At 61.4% G+C, this 25,877-nt stretch carries 20 protein-coding genes, 1 tRNA gene and 1 pseudogene; 12 read left to right on the top strand and 10 right to left on the bottom strand.

Annotated elements, in window-relative coordinates:
• The first annotated feature begins 126 nt into the window (after nt 1-126).
• The gene (locus PspS35_RS03600) at nt 127-678 is read left to right on the top strand and encodes a sigma-70 family RNA polymerase sigma factor (RefSeq protein WP_159932817.1); all 552 of its coding nucleotides are present in this window, start codon (nt 127-129) and stop codon (nt 676-678) included.
• Between the two features lie 51 nt (nt 679-729).
• Here PspS35_RS03600 and PspS35_RS03595 read toward each other — a convergent pair whose 3' ends face one another.
• Nucleotides 730-1,926: an MFS transporter gene (locus PspS35_RS03595; protein WP_159932816.1), complete on the bottom strand. Its 1,197-nt coding sequence runs from the start codon at nt 1,924-1,926 to the stop codon at nt 730-732.
• A 247-nt stretch (nt 1,927-2,173) separates the two neighbouring features.
• On the opposite strand from PspS35_RS03595, the gene PspS35_RS03590 reads away from it, so the two are divergent.
• The 7 genes and pseudogenes from PspS35_RS03590 (at nt 2,174) to ggt (ending at nt 9,528) form a co-directional block, all read left to right on the top strand.
• A tRNA-Met gene (locus tag PspS35_RS03590) sits at nt 2,174-2,250 on the top strand.
• 201 nt (nt 2,251-2,451) lie between these two features.
• Nucleotides 2,452-2,567, top strand: a pseudogene (locus PspS35_RS03585) (cell filamentation protein Fic); the annotation flags it as partial.
• A 197-nt stretch (nt 2,568-2,764) separates the two neighbouring features.
• Complete coding sequence (locus tag PspS35_RS03580; RefSeq protein WP_159932815.1) at nt 2,765-3,292, top strand: RNA polymerase sigma factor; 528 nt, start codon at nt 2,765-2,767, stop codon at nt 3,290-3,292.
• Complete coding sequence (locus tag PspS35_RS03575; RefSeq protein WP_159932814.1) at nt 3,285-4,241, top strand: FecR domain-containing protein; 957 nt, start codon at nt 3,285-3,287, stop codon at nt 4,239-4,241. The genes PspS35_RS03580 and PspS35_RS03575 overlap by 8 nt, the downstream gene beginning before the upstream one ends.
• 103 nt (nt 4,242-4,344) lie before the next feature.
• On the top strand, nt 4,345-6,786 hold the full coding sequence (locus tag PspS35_RS03570; RefSeq protein ID WP_159932813.1) for a TonB-dependent siderophore receptor: 2,442 nt from the start codon (nt 4,345-4,347) through the stop codon (nt 6,784-6,786).
• 97 nt (nt 6,787-6,883) lie between these two features.
• Nucleotides 6,884-7,663 carry a PhzF family phenazine biosynthesis protein gene (locus PspS35_RS03565; RefSeq protein ID WP_159932812.1) on the top strand — a complete coding sequence of 260 codons (780 nt, stop codon included), beginning with the start codon at nt 6,884-6,886 and terminating at the stop codon, nt 7,661-7,663.
• A 35-nt stretch (nt 7,664-7,698) separates the two neighbouring features.
• The gene (gene ggt, locus PspS35_RS03560) at nt 7,699-9,528 is read left to right on the top strand and encodes a gamma-glutamyltransferase (protein WP_159932811.1); all 1,830 of its coding nucleotides are present in this window, start codon (nt 7,699-7,701) and stop codon (nt 9,526-9,528) included.
• Between the two features lie 21 nt (nt 9,529-9,549).
• On the opposite strand, the gene ddlA is transcribed toward ggt, so the two are convergent.
• Both ddlA and PspS35_RS03550 read right to left on the bottom strand, forming a co-directional pair.
• Nucleotides 9,550-10,644, bottom strand: coding sequence for a D-alanine--D-alanine ligase (ddlA, locus tag PspS35_RS03555; protein WP_159932810.1), 1,095 nt, complete (start codon nt 10,642-10,644; stop codon nt 9,550-9,552).
• Between the two features lie 44 nt (nt 10,645-10,688).
• Nucleotides 10,689-11,327: a LysE family transporter gene (locus PspS35_RS03550; protein WP_159932809.1), complete on the bottom strand. Its 639-nt coding sequence runs from the start codon at nt 11,325-11,327 to the stop codon at nt 10,689-10,691.
• 136 nt (nt 11,328-11,463) lie between these two features.
• Here PspS35_RS03550 and PspS35_RS03545 point away from each other — a divergent pair, with 136 nt between their 5' ends.
• Nucleotides 11,464-12,273: an AraC family transcriptional regulator gene (locus PspS35_RS03545; protein WP_159932808.1), complete on the top strand. Its 810-nt coding sequence runs from the start codon at nt 11,464-11,466 to the stop codon at nt 12,271-12,273.
• Between the two features lie 49 nt (nt 12,274-12,322).
• On the opposite strand, the gene PspS35_RS03540 is transcribed toward PspS35_RS03545, so the two are convergent.
• From PspS35_RS03540 to PspS35_RS03530, 3 genes are all read right to left on the bottom strand, one after another.
• Complete coding sequence (locus PspS35_RS03540) at nt 12,323-12,922, bottom strand: flavin reductase family protein (RefSeq protein ID WP_159932807.1); 600 nt, start codon at nt 12,920-12,922, stop codon at nt 12,323-12,325.
• Nucleotides 12,923-12,981: 59 nt separating this feature from the next.
• Complete coding sequence (locus PspS35_RS03535; protein ID WP_159932806.1) at nt 12,982-14,298, bottom strand: methyl-accepting chemotaxis protein; 1,317 nt, start codon at nt 14,296-14,298, stop codon at nt 12,982-12,984.
• Between the two features lie 104 nt (nt 14,299-14,402).
• Nucleotides 14,403-14,735, bottom strand: a complete 333-nt coding sequence (locus PspS35_RS03530; RefSeq protein ID WP_159932805.1) for a DUF2790 domain-containing protein — start codon at nt 14,733-14,735, stop codon at nt 14,403-14,405.
• A gap of 225 nt (nt 14,736-14,960) precedes the next feature.
• Between PspS35_RS03530 and PspS35_RS03525 the strand changes: the two genes are divergently transcribed.
• The 3 genes from PspS35_RS03525 to PspS35_RS03515 all read left to right on the top strand — a co-directional run bounded on the left by PspS35_RS03525 (nt 14,961) and on the right by PspS35_RS03515 (nt 18,680).
• A complete protein-coding gene (locus PspS35_RS03525) occupies nt 14,961-16,280 on the top strand; it encodes an OprD family porin (protein ID WP_159932804.1) in 1,320 nt (439 codons plus the stop codon).
• A 343-nt stretch (nt 16,281-16,623) separates the two neighbouring features.
• The gene (locus tag PspS35_RS03520; RefSeq protein ID WP_159932803.1) at nt 16,624-17,298 is read left to right on the top strand and encodes a heavy metal response regulator transcription factor; all 675 of its coding nucleotides are present in this window, start codon (nt 16,624-16,626) and stop codon (nt 17,296-17,298) included.
• The gene (locus PspS35_RS03515; RefSeq protein WP_159932802.1) at nt 17,295-18,680 is read left to right on the top strand and encodes a heavy metal sensor histidine kinase; all 1,386 of its coding nucleotides are present in this window, start codon (nt 17,295-17,297) and stop codon (nt 18,678-18,680) included. The genes PspS35_RS03520 and PspS35_RS03515 overlap by 4 nt, the downstream gene beginning before the upstream one ends.
• Before the next feature lie 192 nt (nt 18,681-18,872).
• Here the strand turns inward: PspS35_RS03515 and PspS35_RS03510 are convergent, their stop codons facing one another.
• From PspS35_RS03510 to PspS35_RS03495, 4 genes are all read right to left on the bottom strand, one after another.
• Nucleotides 18,873-22,016, bottom strand: coding sequence for a CusA/CzcA family heavy metal efflux RND transporter (locus tag PspS35_RS03510; RefSeq protein WP_159932801.1), 3,144 nt, complete (start codon nt 22,014-22,016; stop codon nt 18,873-18,875).
• A gap of 18 nt (nt 22,017-22,034) precedes the next feature.
• Nucleotides 22,035-23,141 carry an efflux RND transporter periplasmic adaptor subunit gene (locus PspS35_RS03505; protein WP_159932800.1) on the bottom strand — a complete coding sequence of 369 codons (1,107 nt, stop codon included), beginning with the start codon at nt 23,139-23,141 and terminating at the stop codon, nt 22,035-22,037.
• Between the two features lie 18 nt (nt 23,142-23,159).
• The gene (locus tag PspS35_RS03500) at nt 23,160-24,380 is read right to left on the bottom strand and encodes a TolC family protein (RefSeq protein ID WP_159932799.1); all 1,221 of its coding nucleotides are present in this window, start codon (nt 24,378-24,380) and stop codon (nt 23,160-23,162) included.
• Between the two features lie 157 nt (nt 24,381-24,537).
• The gene (locus PspS35_RS03495; protein WP_159932798.1) at nt 24,538-25,827 is read right to left on the bottom strand and encodes an MFS transporter; all 1,290 of its coding nucleotides are present in this window, start codon (nt 25,825-25,827) and stop codon (nt 24,538-24,540) included.
• Nucleotides 25,828-25,877 lie beyond the last annotated feature (50 nt).

Below are 25,877 nucleotides of genomic sequence, written 5' to 3'. Positions count from 1 at the left end.
GGGCTCAATTCAAGATATTTAATCAATAAAAACAATAAGTTATGTGTTTTTTACGCTTGGCACAGCCAGTGCTAAAGGGGTTCCCGTCGAAATCATTTCGATCGCGTCTACCCTGAGGAAAAAATCATGGATATCCCTATTGGTGTTTTGGCTCACCTTAATGGCGGCTCGCCTCAATTCATGCTCCACCTGACAGACGAGCACCAGAAAAAACTCCGACGCTTTATCCACAAACGCGTACTCAACCCCGAAGATGCAGATGACATCCTGCAACTGACCTACCTGGAAGCCTGGCGCAACAAAGACCGCTTCAACGGCCAGGCGACCCTCAGCACCTGGATGTGCGGGATCGCGCAGAACCTTATCCGCAACCACTTTCGGCGCATGTACGCGAAACCGGTGCATTGCGAATTCGATGAAACGTTGTGGCATGGCCAAGAGGAAAACAACAATCTGGATTGGGAATTCGAGATCAACCGCAGGCTAGAAAAAACCTTGATTGCCATCAATCACCTGCCGGTGGAAATGCGCAAAACGTTGTACGCCTCACTCGAGACCGACGGTAGCTACCAAGACACCGCCGACGCCTTGGACATCCCCATAGGCACTGTGCGCTCTCGCCTGTCGCGGGCACGTGAGCAGCTCAAACGCGCCACACACAACGGGCTGCACCGGTAAGCCAGGCTAGCTGGCAAGCGTTGGGCGACAGGGACATCTGCCCAACCAAAGTCACACCTTTTTTGTACGTGGCAGAAAGATCGCCAATAGACCGAACAACGGCAGGTACGAACACAGCGTGTAAACGTATTCGATGCCGTGAATATCCGCCAGATGCCCCAGCAGCGCCGCACCAATCCCGCCAAAACCGAACATAAGCCCGAAGAAAACCCCGGCAATCATCCCCACGTTGCCCGGCACCAACTCCTGCGCATACACCACAATCGCCGAAAACGCCGAGGCGAGTACAAAGCCGATAATCACACTGAGCACACTGGTCCAGAACAAGTCCATGTGGGGCATCAACAAGGTGAACGGCGCGGCGCCCAGGATCGAAAACCAGATCACTGCCTTACGCCCGATCCTGTCACCAATCGGCCCACCAAAGAACGTGCCCGCCGCCACCGCCCCGAGGAACAGAAACAAATGCAACTGTGAACTGGCGACGGACAAATCGAACTTCTCGATCAGGTAGAAGGTGAAGTAACTGGTGATACTCGCCATGTAGAAGTATTTGGAAAACACCAACAGCCCCAAGACCACCAGCGCGCTCATCACGCGTTTTTTCGAGAGTCCGTGATTCGCCGCCTGGCCAGCCTTGAGCTTGAACAGATTCAAGTGATTGCGATACCAACGGCTGATGGCATACAGCACCCCTAAGGCGAAGATCGCAAACAGGGCAAACCACGCGACGTTGCCCTGGCCAAAGGGAATGATGATTGCCGCCGCCAGCAAGGGCCCAAACGCCGAGCCGGCATTGCCGCCGACCTGAAACGTCGACTGCGCCAGGCCGTAGCGCCCGCCCGAAGCCAGCCGCGCTACGCGGGAGGCTTCAGGGTGGAAGGTCGAGGAGCCAACGCCGATCAACCCTGCCGCCAACAGAATCAGCGGGAAGCTGCCGACCTGGGACATCATCAAGATCCCCACCAGGGTGCAGATCATGCCGCACGGCAACAGGAACGGTTTCGGGTGACGGTCTGTGTAGTACCCCACCCACGGTTGCAGCAGCGACGCGGTCAACTGGAACGTCAGGGTAATCAGCCCAACCTGGGTAAATGTCAGACCGTAGTTGGCCTTGAGCATCGGGTAGATGGAGGGCAGCACCGACTGAATCAAGTCATTGATCAAATGCGCCAGCGCCACCGCGCCAATAATGCGCATGACCAACGGGCTGGTTTGCCCGGTGGCGGGGGAGTTGCTCAAAGCCATGGGAACGTTTCCGTACAACAGGGGAATGCACAGGTGCAAAGACATAACAATGTGCCATTTTTACCCGCGCGACGGTATCCCGCATGGGAGCTGACGGCCCCTCTCTGTCCTGGGCGCTGGCGCTCTGATTGAACAAGGCTCGACGCCCCAAAAACGGCCGTTTCAGTTAAACAGTTGAAAGCGTAGAAAAAATTTAAACAAAAACGCTTGACGCATTCCCGTTCTACGCGAATAATGCGCGCCACTTGGCTACATAGCTCAGTTGGTTAGAGCATAGCATTCATAATGCTGGGGTCCGGGGTTCAAGTCCCTGTGTAGCCACCAAGTACCGATCCATAGATGTCTACAGCAGTCTATGAATCACCTCAAGAAGCCCGCCTAGTGCGGGCTTTCTTGTTTCTGGCAATCTCTCCTTGTATCCCCCTATACCTTCCCTCTTTGTATCCTCGACAAATAATTGAACCGAGGGGATTGCTCATTTTCGAGTTAGCTTAAGGCTGAATTCCAGATAATGTTTAGCGCATGCTAAGCGCAGGCGCGAGGCAGTACACAATCGGATTTTCTAACAATATCTAATTCGAGGTGTGATCAAGTCACTCAGGGAGCAGGGGTTCATACCTGAACCGCTGGAAAAACCATAAGCATCGATTCAAAGAAACAGTAAGCGGAAATAGCCCCTCCCTATGCCAATTCAGGCTGACGCAACTTGATGAGCACTAACCTGATCAAGGCGTAGCCAGAGCAAGAATACCGCGCCAGGCATGAGCCCTTTCAAATGAGACGACTTCTCATTAGTATGCCCGCTATTCGCACACTGCAGCATCAGGGTATCGGGGCCATGGAGACGGGGACGCCAGGGGATCAGGAAAAACTCAGCGCCGTTTTTATCGGGCAGCGCAGTGCGTTAATCCGTATGCTGTCGCGCGTCGTCGGCTGTTCGAGCCAGGCAGAGGACCTTGCCCAGGAAACCTACCTGAAGGTGGCCAAGGCGCTATACGCCCGCCCCATCGAACACTTGAAGCCGTTTCTTTATCAAACCGCGCAGTACCTGGCCTTTGACCATTTGCGCAGTGTGCGCAGTAAAAGGCGCTATGAGTGCCATTTGGCCGAAAACCTGGTGGCCCTGGTGCCTACCCTGGCACCCGGACCGGAGAGCCAGGCCCAGGGCCAACAGCAACTGCAGCAGTTTCAACAGGTGCTCGCTACCTTGCCCAAACGCCAGCAACAAATCCTGGTATTGCATCGATTGCACGACCTGTCCCAAGGCGAGATCGCCCAGCGCCTGCAAGTGTCGTTGAGTACGGTGGAAAAAGACCTGCGCCAAGCCCTCACTGCCTGCGTCAAGCAAACGACCTACCATGATTGATCATCCAGACACTCCCGACACCGTGCGTGAACAGGCGGCCGACTGGTTCGCCCAGCGCGATGAGATGGCGCGCAACCTCATCACCCGCCAGCGCTTTGAGCAGTGGCGCGCTGCCGATCCCCGGCATGCCAGCGCGTACAGCGAACTGGAGACGCTGTGGGAAAACCGCGCCTTCGAGCAGGCCTTGAAAGACCTCGCCGTCGACCTTGAATTACCCCCTGCCCCACTCGCCGCCAAGCCTCCCAGGATGCGTTTGATGGCCACCGCCGCTGCGGTGTTGCTCGCACTGGGCATCGGCTGGATGGCCGACGTGCCCATGCGCCTGCAAGCCGATCACATGACCGACATCGCCCAGCTGGAACGCTTTGACCTCGAAGACGGCTCACACATCGTGCTGGGCAGCCACAGCGCAATCAGCACCGCCTTCGACGGCGGCCATCGACGCATCAAGCTGCTGCGCGGCGAGCTTTACGTCGAAGCCGCCCATGACGCAAACCGCCCCCTGAGCATCGAGACTGCCGAGGCCAGCGTGACCGTGGTCGGCACGCAATTGAGCGTCAGCCAGCGCGACGCGAGCGTCACCGTCGCCGTGCGCCAGGGCCAAGTGCGCTTCGCCAACCGCAAGGGCGAACAAAGCCTGCTGCACGCGGGCAACTGGCAACAATTGCGCGATGGACAACTGCAACCGTTGTCCCTGGAAGGCAGTGAACGGCAGATGGCCTGGATCAACGGGCGGCTGTCGTTCCAGAACGCGCCACTGGCGCAGGTACTGGAAGAGATCCAGCGGTATTACCCGGCGCCGATCCTGTTATTCAACGATGCCGCCGCCAGTGAGCGCGTCAGCGGCAATTACCAATTGGATGACCCGCTGGCGATCGTCCAGGCGCTGAGCAAAGTCACGTCCACCCAGGTCCAGCGCCTGCCCGGCGGCATCCTGGTTATCCGCTGACACCGAGCACCGATACCGTCGAAAAAAGTTTTACGGCTTTCGAAGGTTCAACCCGTCAAGAACTTTGCCTTTGCAAATCATTCCTATTTATAACGGGGCTCACATGCACTTTCCAGCACTCAATCCGACCCATGCGCGCAGCATTCTGGCGCTCGCCATCTGCCTGGCGTGCAGCCACGCCGTTGCCGTGGAACCGGCGGGCCAGCCGGCCACTCGCGAAGCGGCGGACACCCGTAGCTTTGCCATCGCGCGGCAGTCGCTGGTCAATGCCCTGGATCAATTGAGTGTGCAGAGCGGGCTGCAGATTGCCTACGCGGCAGAGCTGGCCCAGGGCGTCGAATCGCCCGGCGTCAGCGGTCGCATGACCGCCCTGGAGGCATTGGCCCAATTGCTCAAAGGCACGCCCCTGAGTTTCGAGAGCAACGGCCCCAACGCAGTGATGCTGACCCGCACCGAGCAACCCGGCGCGGCCTTGCAACTGGGCACCACCACGGTGATCAGCAACCAGTTGGGCACCGTCACCGAAGGCACCGGTTCCTACACCCCGGGCACCATCGCCACGGCCACGCGCCTGGTGCTTACGCCCCGTGAAACGCCGCAGTCCATCAGTGTCGTCACGCGCCAGCACATGGATGACTTCGCCCTCGACAGCGTTGACGACGTAATGCGCCACACGCCTGGCATCACCGTGTCGGCCTACGACACCGATCGCAGCAACTACTACTCGCGCGGTTTTTCGATCAACAATTTCCAGTACGACGGCATCCCCTCCGCCGTGCGCAACGTGGCTTATTCGGCGGGCAACACCCTCAGCGACATGGCGATCTACGACCGTGTCGAAGTGCTCAAGGGTGCCTCGGGCCTGCTCAGCGGCGCCGGCTCCCTGGGCGGCACCATCAACCTGGTGCGCAAGAAGCCCACGGCGGAGTTCCTCGGCCACATCACTACGGCGGCGGGCACCTGGGACAACTACCGCACGGAAGTGGATGTCAGCGGCCCGCTGACCGAAACCGGCAATGTGCGCGGGCGCGCGGTGGCGGCGTATCAGGACAGCAAGTCCTGGATCGACCGCTACTCGAACAAAAGCTCAGTGTTCTACGGCATCCTCGAGTTCGACCTGTCGCCCGACACCCTGCTCACCGTGGGCGCCGACTATCAGGACAGCAAACCCAAAGGCTCGACCTGGTCCGGCAGCTTCCCGCTGTTCAACTACGCCGGTGAGCTGAACAATGCCAAACGCTCCTTCAGCAATGCCACCGACTGGAGCAGTTGGCAGCAATACACCCGCACGGTGTTCGCGAACCTGGAGCACGACCTCGGCGACGGCTGGGTGACCAAGCTGCAACTGGACCACAAGCTCAACGGTTACGATGCCCAACTGGGTGCGATCCAGTTCTACCAGCCGGCAGCGGACGGCACTGCGGACATCAACGCCCAGCGCTACAAAGGCGAGACCACCAGCGATTCGGCCGACCTGTACCTCAGCGGCCCATTCAACTTCCTCGGCCGCGAACATGACCTGGTGGTGGGCGGCTCGATCAGCACCGCCCACTGGAAGGGCAAGGGTTACTGGGACGAAACCTTCCCTACGGCCAACCTGGTTGACTACTTCAACTGGCACGGCAATCTGGCCAAGCCCGGCTGGGGCGTGGCCTCGCAAGTCATCGACGACACCATTCGCCAGACCGGCCTGTACGTCACCACCCGCTGGAGCCTCACCGACGATCTGAAACTGTTGCTCGGCGGTCGCGTGGTCGACTACACCCTGACCGGCAGCACCGACACCTATCGTGAAACCGGACGTTTCATCCCCTACGCCGGGGCCATCTATGACCTCACAGAAAACCTGTCGGCCTATGTCAGCTACACCGATGTGTTCATGCCCCAGGAAAGCTACAACCTCGACCGTGACCGTAAGCTGATCGACCCGGACGAAGGCGAGAACTACGAAGTGGGCCTCAAGGGCGAGTTCCTCGACGGTCGCCTGAACGCCAGCCTGGCGTACTTCGAAGTCAAGGAAAGCAACCGTTCCTTGCCCGACGATGCCTACAACAACCAGACACCGACCCCATCCAACTATGCCTTCAAGGGCACCGACGCGACGACCAAGGGCTATGAGCTGGAACTGTCCGGCGAAATCGCCCCCGGCTGGCAGTTGCAGGGCGGCTACACCCACAAAGTGGTGCGCGACGATGCCGGCAAGAAAGTCTCGACCTTCGAGCCCGAGGACCAGGTGAGCATGTACACCATCTACAAGCTCAAGGGCGAGTTGGACAAAGTCAGCGTCGGTGGCGGCCTGCGCTGGCAGAACACGGTGTGGCAGGACATCTACAACAGCCCCAAGGGCACCACCGATAAATTCTCCCAAGAGTCCTACTGGGTGGTGGACCTGATGACGCGCTACCAATTCACCAAAAACCTGTCGACCACGCTGAACCTCAACAACGTGTTCGATAAGTACTACTACACCAACGTGGGCTTCTATAACTCGGCCATCTACGGCGCACCGCGTCACTTCATGCTGACCACGCGCTGGGACTTCTGATGGATTGATCCACACGGCCTACCCCAGGGCAGGCCGTTTTTGACGCCCTCCCTTGCCACTGTTAGTGTCCAGCCTCCCCTACACGGAGTGCTTCCCGGTGAAACTGGACATCTACCAAGTCGACGCCTTCAGCCAACATCCCTTCGGCGGCAACCCGGCCGCAGTGTGCCCGCTCACCGAGTGGCTGCCTGACGATCAACTGCAAAATATCGCCGCCGAAAACAACCTCTCCGAAACCGCCTACTTCGTGCCCCGTGACGGGTTTTACGAATTGCGCTGGTTTACCCCCGAAGTCGAAGTGGACCTGTGTGGCCATGCCACGCTGGCGGCGGCGTGGGTGCTGATCAACCAACTGCCCGATGCCCCCGAAGTGCTGCGCTTCGCCACCCGCAGTGGTGAGCTGCGGGTCACGCGCGATGGCGATGAGCTGGCGATGGATTTCCCGGTACGGACGCCACAGCCCTGTGAGCCGCCAGCCGGTCTGTTGAGTGCATTGGGAATCGAAAGCGCCGAGGTCTTCGGCACCGATGACTACATCGTGCTGGTGGACGACGAAGCCCAGGTCGCCGCGCTGACGCCGGATTTTGCACGGCTCAAGGGCCTGCCTAAACGCGGGATCGCAGTAACCACCCAAGGCACGCAGTTCGATTTTATTTCCCGCTGGTTCGGGCCGAACGTGGGCGTCAACGAAGACCCGGTCACAGGTTCCGCGCACACCTCGCTGGCGCCGTTCTGGGCTGCACGCCTGGGCAAAACAACACTGACGGCGGAGCAAGGCGGTAAACGCAAAGGCCAATTGCGCTGCGCGCTCAAGGGCGACCGGGTGATCATTTGCGGTAAGGCCGTGTTGTACATGCAAGGCACGATCTACCTGTAATCAGCAGTTCCCAAGGACAACAGATCATTCTCAAAATGAACGGAGTTCAGCACGTGTTTTCGATTTCCCGCCGTCAGTTGTCGGTTATTGCCGCAGCCCTGGCCCTCGCGGCCTGCCACACCCCGGTCAACGAACAACCACCGGCACCGGAACTGGGCTCGGGCTATCGCACCGACCTGAGCACTCGACACGCCGAACGCCATATGGCCGCCGCCGCCAACCCGCTGGCCGCCGAAGCCGGACGCGAGATGTTGCGCCAAGGCGGTTCGGCGATTGATGCGGCGATCGCCATGCAGGCGGTGCTGACCCTCGTAGAGCCGCAATCCTCCGGCATCGGCGGCGGTGCGTTCATCATGCTGTGGGACGGGAAAAAGGTGCACGCCTACGACGGTCGCGAAACCGCGCCGGCCGGGGCGACGGAGCGATTATTCCTGAATGCCGACGGCACACCGATGGCCTTCACCGACGCGCAGATTGGCGGGCGTTCGGTGGGCACGCCCGGTGTGCTGCGCGCCCTGGAGATGGCCCATAAACAGACCGGCCACCTGCAATGGGCCACGCTGTTTGAGCCGGCGATTCGCTTGTCGGAGCAAGGCTTCGCGATTTCACCGCGCCTGCACAGTCTGATCGCGGCTGACCGCTTTATTGCGCAGTCACCCGAGATGGCCGCCTACTTCCTGAATGCCGATGGCTCACCCAAAGCCACCGGCACGCTGCTGAAAAATCCGGCACTGGCTGCCGTGTTCAAACGCATCGCCAAGCAAGGCCCGGACGCGCTGTACCACGGGCCGATTGCCGATGAGATTGCGCGCAAAGTGCAGGGCCATCGCAATGCGGGCAGCCTGTCCGTGGCCGACCTGAAGGGTTACGCGGCCAAGGAGCGCGAACCGCTGTGCACCGACTACAAGCGCTGGAAAATCTGTGGCATGCCGCCACCGTCGTCAGGGGGAATTGCGGTCGCGCAGATCCTCGGCACCTTGCAGGCCCTGCAAGCCCGCGACCCGCGCCTGGCCATCGCGCCGATGACACCGATAACAAGCACCTCGCCGGCCGGGCTTGAGCCAAGGCCCGAGGCCGTGCACCTGATCGCCGAAGCCGGTCGCCTGGCCTTCGCCGACCGTGCGCTGTACGTGGCGGATTCGGACTTTACACCGGTGCCGGTCGCCGGCCTTGTCGCGCCAAGCTACCTGGCCCAACGCGCCTCGCTGATCGGTGAGCGCAGCATGGGCATCGCCACGCCAGGCCAGCCTGCGGGCGTTCAAGTGGCCTACGCGCCGGACCGTTCGCCACTGCGCATTTCCACCTCGCAAGTAGTGGCCGTGGATGACCTGGGCGGCGCCGTGTCGATGACCACCACGGTGGAAGCCGCGTTTGGCTCACATGTGATGGTCCAGGGCTTTTTACTCAACAACCAGATGACCGACTTCTCGTTCATCCCCGAAGAGAACGGTCAGCCGGTTGCCAACCGCGTGCAACCCGGCAAACGCCCGCGTTCGGCCATGGCGCCGACTCTGGTGTTCGACCGCCAGAGCGGTGAGCTGCTGGCCACGGTAGGTTCGCCGGGCGGCTCGCAAATCATCGAATACGTGAGCAAATCCCTGGTGGCCATGCTCGACTGGAAACTCGACCCACAAGCCGCCATCAACCTGCCGAACTTCGGCAGCCGTAATGGGGCAACCGAGCTGGAGGCTGGCTTGTTCAGTCCAGGCTTGAAGCAGACGCTGAAGGACAAGGGCCATGCGCTGAGCGAGATGGACATGACCAGCGGCGTCCAGGCGATTGTTCTTACGCGCGATGCCCAGGGCAAGGTGTCGCTGAGCGGCGGCGCGGATCCTCGGCGTGAAGGCGAAGCCCTGGGGGATTGATGAACATCAAGGCTTGGTAAATCAACGGCTGATCTTCAACCCCTGGCGCCCCGCATGCCGCTCCAGCGCCAGCTCAATCAACCGGCTCACCAACTCGCTGTAGCTCATGCCCGCTGCCTGCCACAGCTTGGGGTACATGCTGATGCGGGTGAAGCCGGGCAGTGAGTTGATTTCGTTGATCAGCACTTCGCCGTCGTCGGTCAAAAACACATCGACCCGCGCCAGGCCTGAGCAGCCCAACACTTCAAATGCGTCGATGGCCAATTGGCGAATCCGCTCGCTGGCCTCTGGGCTGATCGCCGCCGGGACCACCACCTGGGCGGCCTGGTCGTCGATGTATTTGCTGTCGTAAGAATAGAAACCGCTTTTCACCACAATCTCGCCGCAACCGCTGGCGATGGGGTTCTCGTTGCCCAGCACGGCGCATTCGATTTCGCGGCCACGCACTGCGGATTCCACCAGCACCTTTTGATCAAACCCCAGGGCCAGTTCCACGCCAGCGTGGTACTCGGCCTCGTTACCCACCTTGCTCACGCCTACCGAAGACCCCTGGTTGGCCGGTTTGACGAACATCGGCAGGCCGAGTTTATCCGCCGCAGTTTCAAAGGAAGTACGCGCCGCAGTGCTGCGGGTCAGGGTAATGAACGGCGTCACCGCAATGCCGGCGTCGCGCAGCAAGCGCTTGCTGATGTCCTTGTCCATGCACACCGCCGAGCCGAGCACATCGGAGCCGACGAAAGGCAGGTCGGCCATGCGCAGCAGGCCTTGCAGGCAGCCGTCTTCGCCAAGGGTGCCGTGGACGATGGGGAAGATCACGTCAATGTGTGCCAGCAGGCCGTTGCCAGCGGTTTCCACCACTTGCTGGCTGGCTTTGCCGGGCACCACGGCCAGTTCGCGGTTGGACTGGTTGAGGGCGATGAGCGCCGGGTTTTCCTGGTTGATCAGGAAGTTCGACGTGTCGTTGAGGTGCCAGTGGCCTGCCTTGTCGATGCCGATAAGGACCGGTTCGAAGCGTGTGCGATCCAGCGCATCGACGATGTTGCGCGCCGATTGCAGCGACACTTCGTGCTCGGCCGAACGGCCACCAAAAATAATACCGACCCGCACCTTGCTCATGACTCGCCCTCACAAATAAACGTAAGGCTTCTTACCACGGGCCGTCAGCGATTCGCTACAAGATGTGCGCCGAACAACACGTAGCAACCGCCGGCAAAACGATCGAGCCATTTGCGTGAGCGGCTGTAGAGACTGGCCATATGCGCACTGGAAAAAACCAGGGCCACGCAGGAATACCAACTGAACGACAAGGTAGCCATGGTGATGACCGCCAGGGTCAGCAGCATCGGCGACGGTGACGGCGGCATGGTGGAGGCGAAGATGGTGGCGACGAACAACGCGGCCTTGGGATTGGACAGATTGCCCAATAACCCCAGGCGCCAGGCGGAAAACAGCGAACGTCGCGCATCGTCCGGTAACGGGCTCTGGCCCATGGCCGGTGCCGAGCGTTTGAACAGTTTCAGGCCCAGGTAAATCAGGTAGCAGCCGCCAATGATCTTGAACGCCAGGTACAACATGGGTGCAGCGGTAAACAGCGACTTGATGCCCAGGCCACCCGCCAGCCCCCACATGATCGTGCCGGTGGACACGCCCGCCGAAGCCACCACGCCATGGCGGCGCGAACAACTGGCCGCCAACTGTGCCGTGTTGAAGAAGTTGGGCCCCGGCGTCACCACCGCCACCGTCCACAGCATGGCCAGCGATGCTAGGGGCGCCACGTAGGCGGGGTTGAAAACTTCCATGCGGGCGCTCCATCAGGGCAATTACGAGTTTGCAGCATAGGCCGCCCCCACCGCCTGCACAATCGTACAAGACCCCGGCAGACAGGCGATGCAGACTGGGTTAACGTAATTCCCTCTCTTTTTGTGACAAGCCACCATGGGCAAACCGACCCCCAACTTCGACTGGCTGCACCGCGCCCCGCATGCCAGCGGCCTGGACCGTATCGAGGCGTACTTTGCGGGCTTTGCCTTCGACCCACACCGCCATGACACCTACGCCATCGGGCGTACTTTGTCTGGCGTGCAGAGCTTTCATTACCGCGGCCACATGATCCACAGCCTCCCCGGCACGACCATGGTGCTTCACCCCGATGAGACCCACGACGGCCACGCCGGCAGCGACGAAGGCTTCAAGTACCGGATGATCTACGTGGAGCCGGCACTGATCCAGCAGATCCTCGGCGGCAAGCCGCTGCCGTTTATCCCCAGTGGTTTATCCACGGACCCCAGGCTGTTTCGCGCCAGCGAAGCGTTACTGCAAAGCCTCGATTGCCCGATTGATCCGTTGCAGGAACAGGACGCGATGTTCGACCTGGCCCATGCGCTCAGCAATGCCTCGGGGGCGATCGTCAGCCGCAAGACCTTCGATTACGTAGCCGCCGAACGCGCCCGGGAATTTATCCACAGCGCCCTGGGCCGCAGCATCACCCTGGATGAAATGGCCGACCACGCCGGCCGCGACCGCTGGGCGTTATCGCGGGATTTTCGCTTGCTGTTCGGCACCAGCCCCTACCGCTACCTGACCATGCGCCGGCTGGACCTGGTGCGCAGCCTGCTGGCCCAGGGCCAATCCTTGGTGGATGCGGCAATGACGGCCGGCTTCACCGACCAGAGCCACATGACCCGGCAGTTTCGCAGCACCTACGGCATGCCGCCGTCGCGATGGGTGAAGATGCTCGGGCGCTGAGTCAGCGACTTGAAATGCACGCCCACTCCCACATTTGCTTGATGTTGTTTCAGCTATCGGGTGCACCCTTGGGTTTTAGGCTGACCGCTTGCAGTTGATCTCCGATCACCAGGAAATTGCCGCCGGCCACATGGTGCAAGGTCCGCCGTTCATCATGGCCGTCAAAGTGCCAATGGCCTTCGCTGAACACGCGCTCGTCGGCATACGCCGCGACCACTTCGCCGAGGAACAAATCGTAGGTTTGCTGGTTGTGGGGTTCGGGCAGCAGGCGGCACTCCAGCCACGCGACGCAGCCTTCCAGCAACGGCGCGTCGGTGTGTTCGCCCTTGAAGGTGTGCAGGCCATACGCGGCGAATTTATCGGTTTCAGAACCGGTGGTATTACCGACCGTCTGCACCAGGTCGGCCTGGGCCGCGCAAGGCACCTGCAGCACAAACGTACCAGCGCCTTCCAGCAGTTGGCGGGTCCAGGTGGCCTTGTCCAGCACCACCGCGACTTTCGGCGGCTCAAAATCCAGCGGCATCGCCCAGGCGGCAGCCATGATATTGCGTTGGCCGTTGTGGGCAGCACTCACCAGCACGGTCGGGCCGTGGTTGAGCAAGCGATAGGCCTTGGACAGCGGAACGGGGCGGCAGTGGGCAGGGCTCATGGAGGATCGGCTCTTCAAAACGAAAAAACCTACGATACCTCAAGCACGAGCCCTACGGATCAAGTCGACAATTGGTTTGCGAATTGCCCCACAGCGCTGACCACCTTCTGTGCACCGTCCTGGATTTCCACGATCACCGTGCCCGCTTCTGCCGCCAGGGCCAAGCCCTGCTCGGCTTGCAGGCGGCCATCGGTCATCAGCGCCACGGCGTCGCGGGCCATGTCCTGGTTCTGACGCACCACACCGACAATTTCCTCGGTGGCTTTGCTGGTACGTGACGCCAACTGGCGCACTTCATCGGCCACCACCGCAAACCCCCGACCCTGCTCACCGGCACGCGCCGCTTCGATGGCGGCGTTGAGCGCCAGCAAGTTGGTCTGCTCGGCGATGCCACTGATGGTTTTGACGATGGTGCCGATCACTTGGGATTGTGCATTCAGCGCCTCGATACCTTCGCCCGCCTGCTGCATGTGCGTGGCCAGGTCGCGCATCACCTCCACCGCCTGAGTCACCACCGTGGTGCCGCGCTGGGCGCTGCTGTCGGTTTGCAGGGAGGTGCTGTACGCGATGTTCGCGGCGTCGGCCACTGTCTGTTCACGGTTGACCTGATCGGTGATCACCGTGGCGAACTTGACCACTTTGTACAGCCGCTCGTTGGCGTCCAGCACCGGGTTGTAGGTGGCTTCCAACCACACCACCTGGCCACGGCTGTCCACACGCTTGAAACGCGATGCGACGAACTCACCGTTGTTCAGACGCTTCCAGAAGTTCTGGTACTCGGCGCTGTTGTACTCCTCTGGTTCGCAGAACATGCGGTGATGTTTGCCCTTGATCTGCGCCAGGCTGTACCCCATGCCGGCGAGGAAGCGGTCGTTCGCGGTGAGCACATGCCCGCCGAGGTCGAACTCGATCACGGCGGTGGAGCGTACCAGCGCGGTGATCAGGTTTTCATGCTCGCGCGACGCTTCGATGGTGCGGGTAAGGTCGCTGGAGAAAATCGAGAAATGCTTGATGCGTCCATCGGAACTGCGCACCGGCTGCACGATGGAGCGCAGCCAGGCTTCCTGGCCATTGCCACGCATCAGCCGCACGGTGCCGGCAAAGTGTTCGCCACGGCGCAGGGCATTGTTGAAACGCTGCTGGAATTCATCCCTGCGCACGTGTTCCGGCATCAGATCGTCAATGGGCCGCCCCACAATGTTGCTCGACTGATAGGCCAGTTCCTGCAGGAAGTTGGTGTTGGCCCATTCCACGCGGCCTTCGGCGTCCAGCGTCAGGCACAGCATTTCGCTTTCCAGGCTCTCCTTGACCTGTTGCAAGCTGGACAATTCTTCGCGAAGAGCCGAAAGCTCCTGCTTCAAACGGGTGTTGAACATTAGGCACCGATGGTCAATGGGAGAGAGATCTGACCTGCATCGGCCCTGCGGGGCTTTTCTGAAGCGTACTTTAGTGTCATACCGCACTCTTTTTTTTGACGCCATTAACCGCCGTTATTTCGACACACGCCCATAACTTGATATTCCAAAGTATTGAGCGAGCCGCTGGAGTCTTCATAGGTCATGCGCGAGGGCACCGCCTTGCAGGCGCGAATCGGCGGCGTGACGCTGACCACCTTGGCGATGTCCAGGTCCATGCCATAGCGATACACCTGCACCTGAGGCGCCGGCTTGCCCTGTTTCTCGGCATAGGCGGCCATTGCCTTTTCGTTGCGCTCCATCATCAGGGCAAAGGTGCGATCACCGCCGTTTTCAGCCAGCGCCCCGAATGACAACGTTGCGGTCAATACACCCAAGCCAACGCGATAAAAGTTCATGGTTAATTCCTCGACTGAAAGTTCAGTGCCGAGACTAACCACCCCACCCTTTCACGAGGTTCACCAGAACATTACTTATTTGTTAGATGCCGGTGAGGTTCCAGAATTGTAATGTTCAAGCCATCCAATCGTTATCCACGGTTTGCAACTATCAGCCCGGGCCAGATCAATAAGAACGCCCACCCCCATAAGAAGCTGACCACTGCCAATACCGAGGAGCGAAACATGCACATCCGTTATTACACCCTTCCCCTTTCACTGTGCGCCGCCTTACCCCTGGCAGCGGTAGCCGCCGAAGACACGCCCGAGGGGTTCATCGAAGGCAGCAGCCTGAACGTGCTGGCGCGCAACTTTTACTTCAATCGCGATGATCGCAAAGGCCAGTCCAGCCCTACCGGCAATGGCTATTCCGAGGCCTGGGCCCAGGGTCTGATCGGTAAATTCGAGTCCGGCTTTACCCAGGGCACCGTGGGGTTTGGCCTGGACGCATTTGCCATGGTCGGCGTGAAGCTCGACTCGGGCACCGGCCGCAGCGGCGGCAAAGGCTCGTTCGGCATGCTGCCAGTGGACAGCAACAATCATCCCGAAGACAGCTACAGCAAAGTCGGCGGCGCGGCGAAACTGCGCGTGTTGGACAGCGTGATCAAGGCCGGCGACGTGTTCCCGCTCACGCCGGTGGTGGCCTACGGTGATTCGCGCGTATTGCCGGAAAGTTTTCGCGGCGTGACCTTACAGAACACCAGCCTGCAAGGCCTGACGCTGCAGGGCGGGCGCCTGGACGGCATGAGCCAGCCCACCCAAAGCGGCATGAACAAAGGCTTCGCAACGTTTTACGCAGGCCCCGTGGACTCGCCCTGGATCGCCTACGGCGGCGGCGATTACCAACTCAACAAACACCTCAGCCTGAGCCTGTACAGCAGCCGACTCAAAGACGCCTGGAACCAGTATTACGCGGGCAGCGCTGCCAGTTACCCGCTGAGCGACGACGTCTCATTGTTCGGCGACGCCAACGTCTACAAGGCGGTGGACGAAGGTAAAAAACTGCTCGGTGAATTCGACAACACCATCTGGAGCGCCCGCGTCGGCGTGAAGGTCGGCGCCCACAGTCTGGCCGTGTCCCATCAACGCAACAACGGCGATGACGACTTCGATTACCTGCGCAACTCGGACTCGATCTTCCTCAACAACTCGATCCAATACAGCGACTTCAACTCGCCCAAGGAACGCTCGTGGATGGTGCGCTATGACCTCGACATGCAGGCCTTCGGCATCCCCGGCCTGTCGTTCATGACCCGCTACGGCAAGGGCACCGGCGCCGATTACAGCAATGCCAACGCGGTGTACATGCGCCGCGATGGGGCCGGCGACCCGCTGACCGACCAACGCCGATGGGAGCGGGATATCGAAGCCAAATATGTGGTGCAAAGTGGCAACTTGAAAGATCTATCCCTCAGGCTGCGCCAGGCCAGCGTGCGCTCAAGTGCATTCGAGTCGGACCTGGAAGAAGTCCGTGTGATCATCGAATACCCACTGGCCGTACTGTAAGTCGCCGCGCTTACATTCACTTGCCGAAGCGCTACATCTCTTCACAAGTTGAAGTCTGTCAAAACTGTAATATCGGCCTCACCTTCTCGTTAAGTTGCACTTTTTATACTGCACATCGAACACACTTCATCTCTGCAGCTTTTGTGTAGCTCCTTTGGAACAGAGATGATTTTTTACGCCCCGCTTGGGGCGTTTTTTTTGGGCATAGGCCCAGCGGCGAATCGTCGCAGCGGCCTGACGCGCCTTGACCCTAAAGCTACTTCAGGCTTCAGAGTTTTCCTACAGCTTCCTCAGCGCCTCATATGAGGCCATCTCCTTTCGTTTTCCTTGAAGGTAAATTCCCATGCGTATCCTTGTGGTTGAGGACGAGCAGAAAACCGCCGATTACCTGCAGCAAGGCCTGACCGAAAGCGGTTACGTCGTCGACTGCGCCGCCAGCGGCATCGACGGCCTGCACCTGGCCAGGCAAAACACTTATGAACTGGTGATCCTCGACGTCAACCTGCCCCACACCGACGGCTGGGAAGTGCTGGAACAACTGCGCAGCGAGGGCAACCAGCGCGTGATGATGCTGACCGCGCGCGGGCGCCTGGCCGACAAGATCAAGGGCCTGGACATGGGCGCCGACGACTACCTGGTCAAACCCTTCGAGTTTCCCGAGTTGCTGGCCCGTGTGCGCACCTTGCTGCGGCGCAGTGAACATATCCCGCTGCCGGAGGTGCTGCGCGTCTCGGACCTGGAACTGGACCCGCGCCGGCATCGTGCCTATCGCGGCAACCGACGCATCGACCTGACCACCAAGGAGTTCGCCCTGCTGCATGTGCTGATGCGCCAGACTGGCGAGGTGATGACCCGCACCCAGATCATTTCGCTGGTGTGGGACATGAACTTCGATTGCGACACCAACGTGGTGGAAGTCTCCATCAGCCGCCTGCGCGGCAAGGTCGATGACCAGAGCGAGGTCAAGCTGATCCATACCATTCGCGGCGTCGGTTACGTGCTGGAAGCGCGCCAATGAAGACCAGCAGCCTGTCGATGCGCCTGGGTTTGACGGTCAGCCTGATGGGCGCCGGCCTGGTGGTGTTGCTCGCCACCCTGGCCTACCTGGCCCTGACCCACGAGCTGGAAAACCTCGCACGCAAGGGCCTGGAAAACAAGATGGCGCAGTTGGAGCACAGCCTGCGCCAGGATCTCAAACCCCACGATATCGCCGCCCGCCCGCATTCGCTGCTGGACCTGGTGATGGGCCACGACAACATTTACCTGACCATCACTGGCACCCAGCCTGACGCGCCGGTGCTGCTCAGCGTCGGCGCCAAACCCCAGCAGCCGTTGTTGCTCGATGCGCCTGCCGGCAAAACCCTGGCCTACGTGAATTGGGTGGACGGTCGCGACAATCGCATCCTCACTGCCACCCACGTGATGCCCCTGCGCGGCGGCGATTATGTACGCGTGTTGCTGTCGCTGGACCGCTCCGACGATGAAGCGCTACTCAGCGCCTACCTGCGCTCCACGGTGATCGCCGTGCCGTTGCTGCTGATCCTGATCGGCATGGGCGCCTGGTGGCTGGTGCAACGCGGTTTGGCGCCGTTGAAGCAGTTCAGCCATGTGGCGGCGCAAGTCACCACCCAGGACCTGACCCACCGGTTGTCTGTGGATAACCTGCCCAAGGAACTGGGCGAGCTGGCCCAAGGTTTCAACGTGATGCTCAAGCGCCTGGATGCCGGGGTGCAGCAACTGTCGCAATTTTGCGACGACTTGGCCCACGAACTGCGTGCGCCGTTGACCAACCTGATGGGCAAGGCCCAGGTGACCCTGTCCCGCGAGCGGCCTTCGGCAGACTACAAAGCCGGGCTGGAGTCCTGCACCGAAGAAATGGAACGCCTGTCGCGCATCGTCTCCGACATGTTGTTTCTGGCCCAGGTCAGCCACCCGGCGGCGCGGGCGGGGTTTGGTGCGGTGTCATTGGGCGACGAAGCGCAGCGGGTGATGGAGCTGTTTTCCCTGAATGCCGAGGACAAGCAGGTCACCCTCAGCCTGCGCGGCGACGCCTGGGTGACCGGGGACCGCCTGATGATCCAGCGCGCCATCTCCAACTTATTGTCCAACGCGATTCGCCATACCCCCGACGGCGCCAGCGTGTTGTTGCTGGTGGAGACCTATGACCAGAGCGTCGTGCTATCGGTCGGCAACCCTGGCCGGGGCATCGAAGCACACCACCTGCCGCACCTGTTCGAACGTTTCTACCGCGCCGACAGCAGCCGCACCCGCGCCGAAGGCGGCACCGGCCTGGGGCTGGCCATCGTGCGGTCGATCATGCACCTGCACCAGGGCCACGCCGACGTCACCAGCCAGCCTGGCGTTTTTACGCGGTTCAGCCTGGTGTTTCCCCTTCCCTGACAGTTGTAGTGAGCACCTTTGTTGTAGTTAGCGGGCTTGCCCCGCGCTGGGCTGCGAAGCGGCCCTAAAACCAAGCGCCGCGTTTTTAATTGAAGAGCCGCGGTGGTTTTGATGGGGCCGCTTCGCAGCCCAGCGCGGGGCAAGCCCGCTCACCACAAAAACCACAACCACACCTTGAGCACCTTGAGCACCTCAAGCACCTTGAGCCGTGTCCTCTTCCTTGCGATGCGCCCACTGGTACAACGCCGGCAGCACCAGCAAGGTCAGCAATGTCGAGGAAATAATCCCGCCGATCACCACTGTCGCCAACGGCCGTTGCACTTCGGCGCCGGTGCCGGTGGCCAGGGCCATGGGGATAAAACCGAGGGACGCCACCAGTGCGGTCATCAACACCGGGCGCAGGCGGGTCAGCGCGCCTTCGTTGATCGCCACCGACAGCGAGCGCCCTTCCTCGCGCAGGTTGCGGATAAACGCAATCATCACCAGGCCGTTGAGCACCGCCACGCCGGACAAGGCAATAAAACCCACCCCCGCCGAGATCGACAGCGGGATATCACGCAGCCACAGCGCCATGATCCCACCGGTCAATGCGAACGGAATCCCGGTAAACACCAACAGCCCGTCCTTGAGGTTGTTGAACATCATGAACAGCAAGCCGAACACCAGCAGCAGCGCCACCGGCACCACGATGCGCAAGCGCTCGGAGGCTTCCTTGAGTTGCTCGAACTGCCCGCCCCAGGTGGTCCAGTAGCCCGCCGGCACCTTCACTTGGTGGGTGATGGCCGCTTCGGCCTCTGCCACAAACGAGCCGATATCGCGCCCGCGCACGTTGGCGCTGACGATCACCAGGCGCTTGCCATTCTCGCGGCTGATCTGGTTCGGGCCGAGCACCAGGTCCAGGCTGGCAACCTGGGACAGCGCGATAAAGCCCAACTGCCCGGAGGCCAGCGCCGGCACTGGAATCAGTAGCCGCGACAGGCCGTCGATATCGGTGCGCAGCGCGTCAGACAACCGCACAACCATGTCGAAACGGCGGTCGCCTTCGTACAACGTACCGGCCTGGCGCCCACCGACGGCGACGGCGATGGTGTCCTGCACATCGCCGACATTCAGGCCAAAGCGCGCCGCCTTGTCGCGGTCGATATTGATGGTCAGCACCGGCAGGCCGGAGGTCTGTTCCACCTTCACTTCTGAGGCGCCGTCGAGTGCCTGCAAGGTCTCGGCGATTTCCCCGGCGGTCTTGTTCAACACGGCCATGTCATCGCCAAACACCTTCACCGCCACGTCGCTGCGCACCCCGGAAATCAGCTCATTGAAGCGCAGCTGGATCGGTTGCGACAGTTCATACGCACTGCCCGGCACAATCGCACTGGCGCGTTGGATATCGGCAATCAGCGCTTCGCGGGACTTGTTCGGGTCGGGCCATTGGTCCTTCGGCTTGAGCATCACGTAGCTGTCGGAAATATTCGGCGGCATCGGGTCGGAGGCAATTTCTGCGGTGCCGGTGCGCGCAAATACCCGCTCGATTTCCGGCACCTGGGCCATCAATGCTTTCTCAAGCTGCTGCTGCATCTGCACCGATTGCGTAAGGCTGGTGCCGGGCACCCGCAGGGCCTGTTGGGCGAAGTCGCCTTCGCTGAGGCTGGGGATAAATTCACTGCCCATGCGGCTCGCCACCCAACCCGAACCGACGATGGTCAGCAGCGCCAGGCCAAACACCAGCGGGCGGCGCGTCATCACCCAGTCCAGCACGGGCGCGTACACCCGGCGCGCGCTGCGCATTACCAGGTTTTCTTCTTCCTTGACCTTGCCGGTGACAAACAACGCAATCGCCGCCGGCACGAAGGTCACCGACAAAATCATCGCGCCGAGCAAGGCGATCACCACGGTGAAAGCCATAGGGTGAAACATCTTCCCGGCCACGCCCGTGAGCGCAAAGATCGGCAGGTACACCACCATGATGATCAGTTGCCCAAAGATCAGTGCGCGGCGCGCCTCTTTGGCAGCGGCGAACACTTCGTGCAGGCGCTCGCTGCGGGTAAGCAGGCGGCCGTGGCGCTGTTGCGCGTGGGCCAGGCGGCGGATGGCGTTCTCGACGATCACCACCGCGCCGTCGACGATAATGCCGAAGTCCAGCGCGCCGAGGCTCATCAGGTTGGCGCTGACTTTGTTGGTGAACATCCCCGTGAAGGTGAACAGCATCGCCAGGGGAATCACCATCGCGGTGATCAACGCCGCCCGAATATTGCCCAGGAACAGAAACAGTACCGCGACCACCAACAGCGCACCTTCGAAGAGGTTTTTCTTCACGGTGGCGATGGCTTTTTCGACCAGGTTGGTGCGGTCGTAAACGGTGACGGCCACCACGCCTTCGGGCAGCGAGCGGTTGATGTCTTCGAGTTTTTTCGCCACGGCCTGGGACACGCTGCGGCTGTTTTCGCCGATCAACATGAACACCGTGCCCAACACCACTTCACGGCCGTTTTCGGTGGCCGCGCCGGTGCGCAGCTCGCGGCCGATCTCGACCTCGGCCACGTTGCGCACACGAATCGGCGTGCCGTCCGCAGACGTGATGACGATGTTGGCGATGTCGTTGATGGACGCCAATTGCCCCGGTGCGCGGATCAACAGTTGCTCACCACTGCGCTCGATATAACCGGCGCCGACGTTGGCGTTGTTGCGCTCCAGCGCGGTGACCAGATCGTTCAAGGTCAGGTTGTAGGCCGCCAGGCGCTTGGGGTCGGGCGCGATCTGGTATTCCTTGGCAAAGCCGCCAATGGTGTTGATCTCGGCCACGCCCGGCACGTTGCGCAGTTGCGGCTTGATGATCCAGTCCTGGATCACCCGCAAATCCGTCGGTGTGTAAGGCGTGCCGTCGTCCTTGAGTGCACCGTCCTTGGCTTCCACGGTCCACAGGAAAATCTCCCCCAGCCCGCTGGAGATCGGCCCCATCGCCGTTTCGATGCCGCTGGGCAATTGCGCGCGGGCTACTTGCAGGCGCTCGTTGACCAGTTGGCGGGCGAAGAACAGGTCGGTGCCGTCCTTGAAAATCACCGTGACCTGGGACAAGCCGGAGCGCGACAGCGAACGTGTCTGCTGCAAACCCGGCAAACCGGCCATCGCCGTTTCAATGGGAAAGGTGATGCGTTGCTCGGTTTCCAACGGCGAAAACCCGGCCGCTGCGGAATTGATCTGCACCTGTACGTTGGTGATGTCGGGCACCGCGTCGATGGGCAGTTTCTGATAGCTGGCGATGCCGACACCGGCCATCAACAGCACCGCCAGCAGCACGATGATGCGCTGCTCGATGGCGAATTGGATAAGGCGCTCAAACATGGGGAATCACTCGCAGGATCAATGGGCGTGCTCGGCCGAGCCTTTGCCCAGTTCGGACTTGAGGATGAAGCTGCCGACGGTGGCCACCTGTTCGCCGGCGGCCAGCCCCTGGCGCACTTCGACGTAGCCGTTTTCACTGACGCCCAGCTCAAGGTGGCGGGTGATAAAACCGTGTGGCGTGCGCACGAATACCGAGGGTTTGTCCTCAACCGTCTGGATCGCTTCCTGAGGGACGGTGACCTTGGCCTGGGCGGTGTCCGTGGCCAGTTGCACGGTGACAAACAACCCTGGGCGCCAGGCGTCATCAGGGTTGGGCACGCTCACGCGTACGGTGGCGGTGCGCGTTTGTTCGCCGAGCAGATTGCCGACGTAGGCCACGGTGCCACGTACGTCGGTGCCCATTTCGGTGGAGCTGACGGTCACCGGCTTACCGACGCGAACCTTGTTCAAGTCCTTGGGAAATACGCCAAAGGTGACCCATACCTGGGACAGGTCCGACAGGGTGAAGGCGTTGCTGGTTTCGCTCACCACTTCGCCGACGCCGAGGTGTTTTTCCACCACCACACCGGCGAACGGCGCACGCAGTTCGTACCGATTGCCGCCGACCAGCAGCGCACTGCCACTGAGGGCGGTCATTTTCTGGCGGGCATTGTTCAGAGCGATTTCGGCCTCTTGCAGGGCTTGGCGCGCCAGCAGGTAATCTTGTTCGGCAGAGATCTTGTCCTGCCATAACTGGCGCTCGCGCTGGAAGGTGGTGCGCGCCAATTCGACTCGGCGTTCGCTGGCGGCCAGCTCGCTGCGCTGATCGGAAATCTGCTGGCTGGCGATCACCGCCAGCAGCTCACCTTTTTTCACCGACTGGCCGAGGTTGACCTTCACCGCCTCCACCACCCCGGCTGCACGCGGCACGATGTGCGAGGTGCGGTCTTCGTCAAACCGCACTTCCCCCGGCAGCGTCAGCAGCGTGCTGATCGGCCGGGGCTGGGCCTGGGCGAGTTGGATCCCGGCCGCCTCGATTTGCTGCACGGTGAGTTCGAGTGCGCCTTCTTCTTCCTCGGCATAGGCCAGGCCGGACAGCATCAAGCCCAGGGCGACGGCAAGCGCCACGCCGTGTTTTCTATTCATAGGAGACTCCAGAAAAAATCAGAACCGGGCGAGGTCGCCATAAATCCGCTCGATGCGCAGCCAGGCGTCGGTGGCCTCGGCGGTAGCGGCCAGGTATTGGGTGCGCGCAGTGATCAGCGTGCGCTGGGCGTCGAGCACATCGAGGAAGTTGAACTTGCCCATCTCAAAACCACGGGTGGCGGCGTCCACTGCGCTTTGCGCGGCAGGCAGGATCTGCTGGTTGAACGCGCGCACCTCGGTATTGGCGGCGCGCCACAGGTCGAGGGCCTGGCGGGTTTCGGTGCGCAGGCGCAGTTCGGCGGCGTTGCGCAGGTCGCGGGACTGGTCGGCGCGGCGTGTGGCCGCGAGCACGTTGCCTTGGTTGCGGTTGAACAGCGGGATCGGCATCGACACGCCCACCAGGTTCACCCGCTCGCGCACGCTGGCGTCGTATTGGCTGCCGATGGACACGTCCAGGTCGGGAATACGCTGGGCTTTTTCCAGGCCCACGCTGGCCTCGCTTTGCTGAATGTGCAGTTCGGCCAGACGCAGCTCAGCGGTCTGCTCAAGGCGTGCCAGCAACTGTGCGGCAGGCGGCAGGGCCGGTGTGGATTGGCTTGGCGTGGCGACAGCGTCGAAGTCGGCGGCGCGGTTACCGGTGCTGGCGGCCAGCCGGCGATACGCGTCAGTGAGGCCTATCTGTGCGCGGTTCAATTCCAGGCGGATTTGCGACAACTGCACCTGGGCGCGGGTGGCTTCCACCGGTGATGATTTGCCGGCGCTGACGCGGCCGTTGGCGACCACCAGACCGCGTTCGGCCAGGGCCAGGGAACGTTGTGCCAGATCGAGGCGCTCCTGAGCACGAAGGGCGCCGTAGTAGCGATCGATCACATCGGCGCGCAGGGCGTTGCGGCGCTGTTCCAGGGTCAGCGCGGCGGCGTCCTGGGCGCGGGTGGCAACATCGATGCGCGCACCGCGTTTACCGCCCAGCTCAACGGTCTGGCTGAGCTTGACGGTGGTGGTACGAGAATTGCGGCGGGTGTCTTCGGCGTCCCAGGAGGCGACCGGGTTGGGGATTAGCCCGGCCTGCTGGCGACCGCCCGCAGCGATGTCGATTTCCCATTGCGCGGCGGCCAGGTCGGGGTTGTTGGCGAAGGCGGTTTGCAGGGCTGAATCGAGGGTCAGGGGTTGCGCCAGTGCCGCGTTTGCAGCTGCCCACAGCAACGTCGCCCCGACCAGTTTTTTAACGGAAATTGCCATAACGAGAGTTCCACGGCCATGAGGTCCAAGCGCTGGCAATGTAGCGCTCGTGACTTATCAGGGCGGTGGAGCAAAGATTACAAAATCGACAGCAAGGGCTCTAGGGCGGGCTTTTTCATCGGAACGCCAGGCACCTGTTTCAGTGCCGAGCGGCTCCTCACGCGGCTAACGTGTGGCGCTTGCCAAACAGCGCCACACTCGCCACGCCTACCGCCCCCATTACCACGCAATAGCCCACGCAGATCCACGGGCTCGTTGGCATCAACGCAATCAGCATCAGCGGCGTGGTGCTCGCCCACAGCGCGTAGGCGATGTTGTAGGTGAAGGAAATCCCCGACACCCGCACCTGCGCGGGGAACAGCCCGACCATCACCGACGGCACCGCGCCCACTACGCCGCAACTCAAGCCCGCCACGGCGTACGCCGCGCCCAACCACACGCCGCCGTTGATCAGGCTGGCGTACAGCAATGCGATGCCCATCGGCAGCAACAGGCTGTAGACCAGCACCGCGCGCCAGGCGCCGATGCGGTCCACCAGCAGGCCGGCGAGGACGCAGCCGATGTTCAGGAACACGATGCCCAAGGCGCTCAGGGCGAAGGTGTGACTGGGGCTCATGCCGAAGGTTTTCTGCATCATGGTCGGGGTGATGACGACGAGGACCACCACGGCGGAGGTGAGCACGCAGGTGAGGATCATCGCCGGCAACAACACGGCGCGGTGGTCGCGCAGTACGGTGCGCAGGGGCAGTTCGGCGGCCGCTTGGCGGCGGGCCTGCATTTCGAGGAACACCGGGGTTTCGCTGAGCCAGCGACGCAGCCATACGCCGATCACGCCGAACACACCGCCGAGCAGGAAGGGGAAGCGCCAGGCGTAATCGAGGATCTCGGCCGGGGTGAAGACTTGCGCCAGCAACGTCGCCGTCAGGGCGCCGAGCAGGTAGCCGAAGGTCAGGCCGGCTTGCAGGAAGCCGAGGGCGTAGCCTCGGTGATTGCGCGGCGCGTGCTCGGCGACGAAGGTCCAGGCGCTAGGGACTTCGCCGCCCACTGCGGCGCCTTGCAGCACGCGCAGCGCCAGCAGGATCAGCGGTGCGAAATAGCCGATTTGCGCGTAGGTCGGCATGATCCCGATAAGCAGGCACGGCAGCGCCATCATCAGGATGCTGAGGCTGAACACGCGCTTGCGTCCCAGGTGATCGGCAAAGTGCGCCATCAGGATGCCACCCAACGGGCGCGCCAGGTAGCCGGTGACGAAGATCCCAAAGCTTTGCAGCAGGCGCAGCCACTCGGGCATTTGAGGGGGGAAGAACAGTTGGCTGAGGGTCAGCGCAAAAAACACGAAAATAATGAAGTCGTAGATTTCCAAGGCACCGCCCAGGGCGGCCAGGCCCAGGGTTTTGTAGTCGGAGCGGGAAAAACGCTGCGCCTGTGGGGAAAAGGTGGCAGTCATGTGCAAGCTCGGCAGACAGACAAAATGGCGTGCAGGTTATGAGCTGAGCC

This window comes from Pseudomonas sp. S35, assembly GCF_009866765.1.
In the GTDB taxonomy this organism is placed as follows: Bacteria; Pseudomonadota; Gammaproteobacteria; order Pseudomonadales; family Pseudomonadaceae; genus Aquipseudomonas.
The sequence above is the reverse complement of the archived record's forward strand: the minus strand, read 5'-3'. Positions and strand labels throughout refer to the sequence as shown.